This is a genomic window from Lentzea aerocolonigenes (assembly GCF_000974445.1).
GTDB lineage: Bacteria > Actinomycetota > Actinomycetes > Mycobacteriales > Pseudonocardiaceae > Lentzea > Lentzea aerocolonigenes.
Genome location: NZ_BBOJ01000004.1, coordinates 489,662 through 498,017, shown reverse-complemented (window position 1 = coordinate 498,017; position 8,356 = coordinate 489,662). Strand labels below are relative to the sequence as shown.

The 8,356-nt window shown below is 68.1% G+C and carries 13 protein-coding genes; 7 read left to right on the top strand and 6 right to left on the bottom strand.

Annotated elements, in window-relative coordinates; all coding sequences use genetic code 11:
* From AOM45_RS49345 to AOM45_RS53770, 3 genes are all read left to right on the top strand, one after another.
* The coding region (locus AOM45_RS49345) for a group II intron maturase-specific domain-containing protein (RefSeq protein WP_304607980.1) at positions 1-433 on the top strand (433 nt) is incomplete at its 5' end.
* A 129-nt stretch (positions 434-562) separates the two neighbouring features.
* Positions 563-904 (top strand): Scr1 family TA system antitoxin-like transcriptional regulator, encoded by a 342-nt coding sequence (locus AOM45_RS50715; protein ID WP_030472043.1) that lies wholly within the window; start codon positions 563-565, stop codon positions 902-904.
* Positions 905-947: 43 nt separating this feature from the next.
* Positions 948-1,055 (top strand): DUF397 domain-containing protein, encoded by a 108-nt coding sequence (locus AOM45_RS53770; protein WP_346004605.1) that lies wholly within the window; start codon positions 948-950, stop codon positions 1,053-1,055.
* Here AOM45_RS53770 and AOM45_RS10755 read toward each other — a convergent pair.
* Genes AOM45_RS10755 through AOM45_RS51710 form a run of 4 tightly spaced genes read right to left on the bottom strand, consistent with a single transcriptional unit; the run spans position 1,040 to position 3,200 of the window.
* Positions 1,040-1,462 (bottom strand): type II toxin-antitoxin system PemK/MazF family toxin, encoded by a 423-nt coding sequence (locus AOM45_RS10755; protein ID WP_030472044.1) that lies wholly within the window; start codon positions 1,460-1,462, stop codon positions 1,040-1,042. The genes AOM45_RS53770 and AOM45_RS10755 overlap by 16 nt on opposite strands.
* Positions 1,463-1,492: 30 nt before the next feature.
* Entirely contained in the window at positions 1,493-1,639 is a 147-nt protein-coding gene (locus AOM45_RS50710; RefSeq protein WP_156094266.1) for a hypothetical protein, read from the bottom strand.
* A 12-nt stretch (positions 1,640-1,651) separates the two neighbouring features.
* On the bottom strand, positions 1,652-1,906 hold the full coding sequence (locus AOM45_RS10750) for a hypothetical protein (protein ID WP_030472045.1): 255 nt from the start codon (positions 1,904-1,906) through the stop codon (positions 1,652-1,654).
* Between the two features lie 13 nt (positions 1,907-1,919).
* The gene (locus AOM45_RS51710) at positions 1,920-3,200 is read right to left on the bottom strand and encodes a protein-glutamine glutaminase family protein (RefSeq protein ID WP_162185739.1); all 1,281 of its coding nucleotides are present in this window, start codon (positions 3,198-3,200) and stop codon (positions 1,920-1,922) included.
* Between the two features lie 249 nt (positions 3,201-3,449).
* On the opposite strand from AOM45_RS51710, the gene lepA reads away from it, so the two are divergent.
* The 3 genes from lepA to AOM45_RS10730 all read left to right on the top strand — a co-directional run bounded on the left by lepA (position 3,450) and on the right by AOM45_RS10730 (position 6,854).
* Positions 3,450-5,285 carry a translation elongation factor 4 gene (gene lepA, locus AOM45_RS10740; RefSeq protein ID WP_030472047.1) on the top strand — a complete coding sequence of 612 codons (1,836 nt, stop codon included), beginning with the start codon at positions 3,450-3,452 and terminating at the stop codon, positions 5,283-5,285.
* Positions 5,286-5,401: 116 nt separating this feature from the next.
* Positions 5,402-5,962, top strand: a complete 561-nt coding sequence (locus AOM45_RS10735; RefSeq protein ID WP_030472048.1) for a Uma2 family endonuclease — start codon at positions 5,402-5,404, stop codon at positions 5,960-5,962.
* Between the two features lie 40 nt (positions 5,963-6,002).
* Positions 6,003-6,854: a DUF72 domain-containing protein gene (locus AOM45_RS10730; protein WP_500789294.1), complete on the top strand. Its 852-nt coding sequence runs from the start codon at positions 6,003-6,005 to the stop codon at positions 6,852-6,854.
* Positions 6,855-6,858: 4 nt separating this feature from the next.
* Here AOM45_RS10730 and AOM45_RS10725 read toward each other — a convergent pair whose 3' ends face one another.
* Both AOM45_RS10725 and AOM45_RS10720 read right to left on the bottom strand, forming a co-directional pair.
* Positions 6,859-7,221 (bottom strand): PPOX class F420-dependent oxidoreductase, encoded by a 363-nt coding sequence (locus tag AOM45_RS10725; protein WP_030472050.1) that lies wholly within the window; start codon positions 7,219-7,221, stop codon positions 6,859-6,861.
* Positions 7,218-7,805 carry a dihydrofolate reductase family protein gene (locus tag AOM45_RS10720; protein ID WP_030472051.1) on the bottom strand — a complete coding sequence of 196 codons (588 nt, stop codon included), beginning with the start codon at positions 7,803-7,805 and terminating at the stop codon, positions 7,218-7,220. Before AOM45_RS10720 ends, AOM45_RS10725 begins: the two co-directional genes overlap by 4 nt.
* Positions 7,806-7,894: 89 nt before the next feature.
* Here AOM45_RS10720 and AOM45_RS10715 point away from each other — a divergent pair, with 89 nt between their 5' ends.
* Positions 7,895-8,356, top strand: coding sequence for a winged helix-turn-helix transcriptional regulator (locus tag AOM45_RS10715; protein ID WP_030472052.1), 462 nt, complete (start codon positions 7,895-7,897; stop codon positions 8,354-8,356).

Below are 8,356 nucleotides of genomic sequence, written 5' to 3'. Positions count from 1 at the left end.
GGGGTGGCGTATCCAGCGTCATCGGCAGAAGGGCAGCGATCGGCGCTACATCTACACCTATCCGTCCCGGCAATCGCTCAAGGCGATCATGGGCAAGGTGAAGAAGTTGTGTCGACAGGACATCAACCGGCCGCTTCCGGTCTTGCTGAGTCGGCTCAACCCGGCTCTGCGGGGTTGGTGCGCCTACTTCCAGCCGGGGGTGTCGAGTTCGACCTTCCACTGGCTGAGTCATCTCACCTGGCGGCAGGTCATTGGATGGATCCGACGCAAACACCGCCGGATCACGTGGAAGCAGCTCCGCCGACGTTATTGCGGCGGCGGATGGTGGCCGATCACAGCGCGGGGACGGCTGTTCGAACCGGGCCGGGTGTCCACTACTCGCTACCGGTATCGAGGAGCCCGTATTCCTACGCCCTGGGCGGCCATCGGATGAGGCGACCCGATCGTCCACACGGGAATCATGGAGAGCCCGGTGCTCAGTAATGGGCACGCCGGGTTCGGGAGGCGGCTCGGAGAAACCCACCAGCAGCAATGCTGACAGGGCGCTCCGAGTCGACCTCACTTGGCGCTGCGGCAGCGAGTCGGGGATCACGGGGTCATGGCCGACCAGTACGCCCGCCTCTTGTTCGACGCGGACTCCATCCGGGTGGTGCCCGCGGAGGTCGTGATTCCCTCGCTTGGTTGCGTCCTGTGGGAGTACGAGACGGCGAAGTCGGTGGCCTACTGCGAGGCCGATCTGGTGAACGTGTTCGTGCAAGATCCAGGTGCGATCGCCAGGACCAGGCTTCTGTTCGACTACCTGGAACAGGTCGCCTTGGATGCGGGACAATCGCGGAGCAAGCTGGCGGAGTACGTCGGCCAACCGCGAGGGGATCTCGATGTCTCAGGACCGCACCTGGCGTAAGAGCAGCTACAGCGGCGCAACCGAGGGTGGTGATTGTGTCGAGGTGTCGTTCGCTGCCGATGTGCTGGTTCGTGACTCCAAGAACGCCGACGCGGGCACGCTGATGTTCAGCGCACCCGCGTGGCGTGCGTTCGTTCAGCGCCAGCCGTGACGTTCGCGTAGGGCGTCCACGACCTGGCCGAAGGCGGCGGGTGCCAGCACGGCACCCTCGCGCCGGATGTCGTCGTCCGAGTCGAGGGCGAACACGCGGTCGAGGCGCAGGTAGGACGGCCGGCCCTCGCGGTCCCAGGCGCCCGCGCCCAGCTCCAGGTAGTCCTCGCGCGGCTCCTTCGAGGAGAGCATCAGCGCGATCAGGTCGCCGTTCGCGTGGCCCACGACCAGCAGCGGGCGGTCCTTGCCGCGGGAGGCGTCCTCCTCGAACGGCACCCAGGCCCACACGACCTCGCCGGGGTCGGCGTCGCCGTCCATCTGGGGCGAGTAGTCGAGCTTGGCGGCCTGCGCCGCGTCGTAGATCTCGCGCACCGCACCGTGCGCGGGGCGGGGGTCTTCACCGTTCATCAGCACGAGCGCACCTTAGACGAGCAGGCGTCACTCGTCGTTGATCTGCGGGGCGGGGCCGGCGTCCGTCGTGCCGCCGTCCTCGGCGAGCGGCTCGACCACCGCTGTCCTGCCCTCCCGGTTGACCCTGATCACGACGTCCTGCTCGTCGACGTCGATCTCGATCACGATGCGCATGGTGGTTCCCTCTCAGGAAAGGACGGCGAACCGGCTCTCGAAGGTGACGGTGGCGGCGGTCAGGTTCTTGACCGTGATCCAGTACGTGCACTGGGTTGAGCTCGCCCGCTCGACGGCGACGTCCCAGTCCAGCTGCGGTGCCCCGGACACCGCGGACGTGGGCATGACGTACCAGACGACGTGCCACCCGACCGGCCATCCCCAGGTGAACCACCGGTGCGAGGTGTTGGGTGCGAGGCTTGCGCTGAACTGCGTTCCGGTCCACATGGCGGTTCCCCGATCAGGTGCTGAGAACGTCGTAGCGGCCCTCGAAGCGGACCGTGTGCGGGCTGGAGTTGGTCACGGTGATCCAGTAGGTGGCCTGAGTGGCACTGGCCCGTTCGACCGCGACCGACCACGAGAGCGTGGGCGTGCCGGGGCAGATCAGCGTCGGCATGATCGTCCACACCACGTGCCAGTTCGCCGGCCAGCCGAAGGTGAACCACCGGTGGCTCGTGTTGCCCGCGATGGTGCCGAACCACTGCGTGCGCGGCGGCAGGGCCAGGCAGTTGGCGTACGGCGGCGGGCCGCTCGGGCCGGCCGCCCTGAGCTGCAGCTGGGTGCGCCACGTCGCGAGCACCGTGTTCGTTTGGCTGTAGGTCGGGTCGAACGTCAGGCCGCCGCCAGCCGACCGGTGGAACACGTCCGCGCCGGTCGGCACCAGGGTCGCGGCGGGGTCGCCCTGCACCGACGCCCAGGTCGCGCGCGGCACGGGGTTCGGGAAGAGCGCCGGGTCGACGACGTACGTCTCACCGGTCGTGAGCGTGAGCGTCGGTGCCACGTGCCAGCGCCAGTACACGTTGCAGTCGGGCTTGTTGAAGCTGACCACGTGCAGGTTGCCGTAGATCCACACCTTGTCCGGCTGCACCCCGGCGCCGATCATCAACCGGCACATCTCGTGCGCCCGGCCCCAGCAGCCGTCGTCGGGATAGGTGAAAGGAATTCCCGGTGCGATCGGGTTCGCGGAACACGCCGTGCGGTTGTTGACGAGGGTGAACATCTCGTTCGCCTTGGCGAGCGTCACCGGTGTGCCGAGAACTTCGCTCTCACCGGTTCCCGCGCTTTCCGCGCGCACTTTTGGGTCGGGCCGGACATCGATGATCTCGTGCTCGTCGAGGGTTTCCGTGACGAGCACCGGTTCCTGGTTCTCCTGCGCCCGGCGCAGCGCGGCCAGCAGCTCGCCGAACTCACGATTCGTGCGCGACAGCCGGTGCCGCGCGTGCGAGACGACCAGTTCGACGTCGACCCCGTCGTCGCTTTCCCGCAGCTCACCGACCACGACCGGGAGCGGGCACAGCACGTCGACGATCACCCCGGTGGCGGGATCGACCTCCACGTAGGCGGCGAGGCCGGCCGCGCGCATCTGCTCCAGCGCGGCCAGCCAACCGGTCGCCCGGGAATCCTCCAGATCGAGCCGGGCACTGCTGCCGCCGGCGAACACCACGGTGTGATAGCGCGTTTCCGCGGCGGCCACGAGCGTCAACTCGCTGACTTCTTCGACCAGAACGTTTTCGCGCGGCATCGCACGACCTCCCCCGCCCGCGATCCTTCCTCTGATGCGGACCCGGAAAAATCCTGGGGGAGGAGCGCATTACGCGCACAGAGCCGAAAGCCCCGACCGGTCCATGCGGGTTCCGAATGCGCTGAGCCGTCGGAGTGACGCGAAGCCGGGAGCGCCCCGGCGGGGCCTCGACCAGCCAGTGGTGCAGGGCACTCCGGCCACTATGGGACCATAAGGGGACACCCGTCCGATTTCCTGCTGAGGACCACCTTGACCACGTTCGCCGACACGACCTTCACGCCGCCGGAGCTGATCCGGAACTTCTGCATCATCGCTCACATCGACCACGGCAAGTCCACGCTGGCCGACCGGATGCTGCAGATCACCGGCGTGGTCGAGGCGCGGGCGATGCGCGCTCAGTACCTCGACCGGATGGACATCGAGCGGGAGCGCGGCATCACCATCAAGGCGCAGAACGTGCGCCTCCCGTGGCAGGTCGACGGGCAGGACCACGTCCTGCACATGATCGACACGCCTGGCCACGTCGACTTCACCTACGAGGTGTCCCGCGCGCTGGAGGCCTGTGAGGGCGCCGTGCTGCTGGTCGACGCCGCGCAGGGCATCGAGGCGCAGACGCTCGCGAACCTGTACCTGGCGATGGAGAACGAACTCACCATCATCCCGGTGCTGAACAAGATCGACCTGCCCGCCGCGGACCCGGACAAGTACGCGAAGGAGATCGCGCACATCATCGGCTGCGAGCCGGAGGAAGTGCTGCGCGTCTCGGCGAAGACCGGTCTCGGCGTCGGCGAGCTGCTGGACGAGGTCGTCAAGAAGGTCCCGGCCCCGGTCGGCGAGGCGGACTCCCCGGCCCGCGCGATGATCTTCGACTCGGTCTACGACACCTACCGCGGCGTCGTGACGTACATCAGGGTCGTCGACGGCAAGATCACGCCGCGCGAGCGCATCAAGATGATGTCGACGGGTGCCACCCACGAGATCCTCGAGGTCGGCATCGTCTCGCCCGAGCCCAAGCCGTCCCGCGGCCTCGGCGTCGGCGAGGTGGGCTACCTGATCACCGGCGTGAAGGACGTGCGCCAGTCCAAGGTCGGCGACACCGTCACGTCCGAGAAGAAGGGCGCCTCCGAGCCGCTCGCCGGCTACCGCGAGCCCCGCCCGATGGTCTACTCCGGCCTGTACCCGGTCGACGGCTCCGACTACCCGGAGCTGCGCGAGGCGCTGGAGAAGCTCCAGCTCAACGACGCCGCGCTGACGTTCGAGCCGGAGACCTCCGCCGCTCTCGGCTTCGGTTTCCGCTGCGGCTTCCTCGGCCTGCTGCACCTGGAGATCACCCGCGACCGGCTCGAGCGCGAGTACGGTCTCGACCTCATCTCCACGGCCCCGAACGTCGTCTACCGCGTGATCATGGAAGACGGCACCGAGCACGTCGTGACGAACCCGTCCGACTGGCCGGAGGGCAAGCGCGCCGAGGTGTACGAGCCCGTCACCAAGTGCACGATCATCGCGCCGTCGGACTACATCGGCGCGATCATGGAGCTCTGCCAGGCCAAGCGCGGTCAGCTCGGCGGCATGGACTACCTGTCCGAGGACCGCGTCGAGCTGCGCTACACGATGCCGCTGGGCGAGATCATCTTCGACTTCTTCGACTCGCTGAAGTCCCGCACCCGCGGTTACGCGTCGCTGGACTACGAAGAGGCCGGCGAGGCCGAGGCGGACCTGGTCAAGGTCGACATCCTGCTGCAGGGCGAGGCCGTCGACGCGTTCTCCGCGATCGTGCACAAGGACCACGCGTACGGCTACGGCACGCGCATGGCCACGAAGCTGCGCGAGCTGATCCCTCGGCAGCAGTTCGAGGTGCCGATCCAGGCCGCGATCGGCTCCCGCGTGATCGCGCGCGAGACGATTCGCGCGATCCGCAAGGACGTTCTGGCCAAGTGCTACGGCGGTGACATCACCCGCAAGCGCAAGCTGCTGGAGAAGCAGAAGGAAGGCAAGAAGCGCATGAAGATGGTGGGGCGCGTGGAGGTGCCGCAGGAGGCCTTCGTCGCCGCACTGTCCACTGAGGAGCCGAAGGGCAAGAAGTAGCTCACGCGTTCGGCCGCGTCACACGATCGGGTGGCGCGACCGGTGAGGTCCCGATTTGGGTCAAAACTGTCAGACCCCTCTGAGACGGTTGGCAGGAGCACCGAGAGGAGGGGGCCATGACAGTCATGGCGATTGGCGTGAACGGACGTCCCTTTACGGTCGAGGACCTGGAGGGCATGCCCGATGACGGCCACCGTTACGAACTCATCGACGGGACGCTCCTGGTGAGCCCCATGCCTGGGTTTCGACACCAGAAGATCTCGGTGAAGCTGACGAGCAGGCTGGACGCTGTGTGTCCAGACGATCTGCACGTGCTGGCCGCACCATTCGCTGTGCGGCCATCGCACACCCTGGAGGTGCAGCCAGACGTGCTGGTCTGCAGGGACAGCGATCTCACGGACAAGTTGTTGCCGATGGCACCGCTGCTCGCGGTCGAGATCCTGTCGCCGAGCAGCGCGCTCCACGACCTCAACACCAAGAAGGCGGTCTACGAGCGGCTCGGTGTGCCGAGCTACTGGGTTGTCGATCCGGACGTGCCGACGCTGACCGTGTTCGAGTTCGGCGCCGACGGCTTGTACGAGCAGACGGTCGTGGTCAAGGCCGACGAGGTGTTCGAAGCCACGGAGCCGTTCCCTGTGCGGTTCTCGCCCGCGGAACTGCTGGGCACCCTGAAGTAGCACTGTCCACCAAGGAGCCCCAGGGCGAGAAGCAGGTGTAGTGGCACGTCTTCATGTCGGCTGCGCGATGTGGAACCACAAAGCGTGGCTCGGGCGGTACATGCCGCACTCGCACCCCGCCGGGGAGCGACTGCGGGCCTACGCCGGCTGGTGCAACGCCGTCGAGGGCAACACCACGTTCTACGCGACGCCCGCTCGGAAGACGGTCGAGACCTGGGCACGGCAGACCGATCCCGGCTTCCGGTTCGTGGTCAAGCTACCCAAGGTCGTCACGCACGAGCGCCGGCTGGCCGGCGTCGAGGCTCCGATGCGGGCGTTCCTGGACGCGATCGAACCTCTCGGCGAACGCGCGGTCCTGTGGACCCAGCTGCCGGGCTCGTTCGGCCCGACGGAGGTCGACGCCCTGAGCCGCTTCCTGCGCAGGCTGCCCGCCGGCCTCCAACGCGCCGTGGAGGTGCGTCACCCGGTGTTCTTCACCGACGCCGGTGCGACGTCGCTGCTGGAGGGGGCGCTCGCCGGCGTGGACGCCGAGTGGGTGCCGTTCGACACCACGGCCTTCTTCCGCAGCCCGCCGACCAGCGAGGCCGAGCAGGAGGCCTGGGACCGCAAACCCCGGTTGCCGCGGCGGACGCGGGCGCTGACCGGCCAGCCGATCGTCCGCTACCTGGGCCGGGACTCGGTCGAGGACACGGTCGAGGGGTGGCGGCCGTGGACCGAGGTCGTCGCCGACTGGCTGCGCGAGGGGCGCTCTCCGACGGTGTTCGTGCACACCCCCAACAACGACATCGCGCCTGAGCTGGCCCGCCGGTTCCACGACGACGTGCGGGCGCTCGTGCCCGGCCTCGAGGCACTGCCCGAGCCTGAGCCGATCGAGCCGCCGACCCTGTTCTGAGCTGCTACGCGTTCAGCTCGATCAACGCGATGACCCGTTCCTCGTCGCGCGAGTACGGCCCGCCGATGTACTTCCGGGCGATCCGGTCGACGATCTCCCACGCCTCGTCGCCTGCCAGCCACTCGACGACCCGGCCGCGCAGGATCACCGGCTGGAACGGATTGTCCGGCGGCGTCAGCGAGATCGCCACCCGCGGGTCGCGGCGCAGGTTGCGGGCCTTCTGCGAGTTCGGTCCGGTGAGGATCACGACGTGGTCGCCGTGCGTGCCGATCCACAGCGGCACGGAGTGCGGTGCGCCGTCGGGCAAGAGCGTGGCGAGGTGGGCGATCGGGGTGCCGTCGAGGACCTCGCGGACGTCCGGGTTCATCGCTGCACCTCGTAACGGAGGTGCGTCACGCCGGGAGCTGCCACGACGTCGACGAGGTTCAGCCGCACGTGTGTCGGCAGCTCCTGGAAGAACGGGCGGCCGCCGCCGAGCAGGACGGGCACCTGGTGCAGCACGATCTCGTCGACCAGTCCCGCCTGCAGGGCCGCGTTCAGCACGCCGCCGCCCATGAGGCCGATGTCCTTGCCGTCAGCCAGTTCCCGCGCCCGAGCGACCGCGTCCTCGATGGTGGTGGCGAGCGTCTGCCGTTCGGTGACCTCGGCCGGGCGGTGGCTGAGCAGGACGAGCGCCGCGTTCGGATGTGGGCTGCCGCCGCCGAACCGGTCGGAGTCCTCGTAGGTGTTGCGGCCGGCGACGACCGCGCCCACGCGGCCTGCGTGGAAGTCGAAGACCTTCGCGCTGTCCTCGCTCAGCTTGAACCCGTCGAACTCCTGGCTCGGGGTGTCGCCGTCGAAGTACCAGTCGAAGAGCATGCCGCCGTCGCCGAGCCCGTGACCGGGGCGGGGATCACGGCCGGTGATGTAGCCGTCGACCGAGACGGAGAGGGCGCACAGGATCTTGCTCATCCGAGGCTCCTTTGAGTTCCTTCAAGAGACTCCAAGACCGTAGCAGAGTTGAGTTCCTTAAGGGAACCCCGAGTTGCTAGAGTGGTCGCATGCAACGGACGAGCTTCAGCGGGATGGCGTGCTCGATCGCGCGCACGCTCGACGTCATCGGGGAGCCCTGGTCGCCGCTGATCCTGCGGGACGTGTGGGTCGGGATGAGCCGGTTCGAGCAGCTCCAGGCCGACCTCGGGATCTCGCGCAAGGTGCTGACCGAGCGGCTGAACCACCTGGTGGAGCAGGGTGTGCTGGAGCGTCGTCCGTATGACGCGCGGCCGCGTTACGAGTACCTGTTGACGCCGAAGGGGCTGGAACTGGTCGACCTGTTGATGGTCATGAAGTCGTGGGGCGACCGGTGGCTCGCGGGATCGGCAGGGCCCCCGGTGCTCTACCGGCACCACGCGTGCGGGCAGATCGCCGACGTCGAGCTGCGGTGCGACCGCTGCGGTGAGCCGATGCGCGGGGGCGACGTCGATCTGCTGCCGGGCCCGGGTGTTGCCAAGACGGCAACGTAA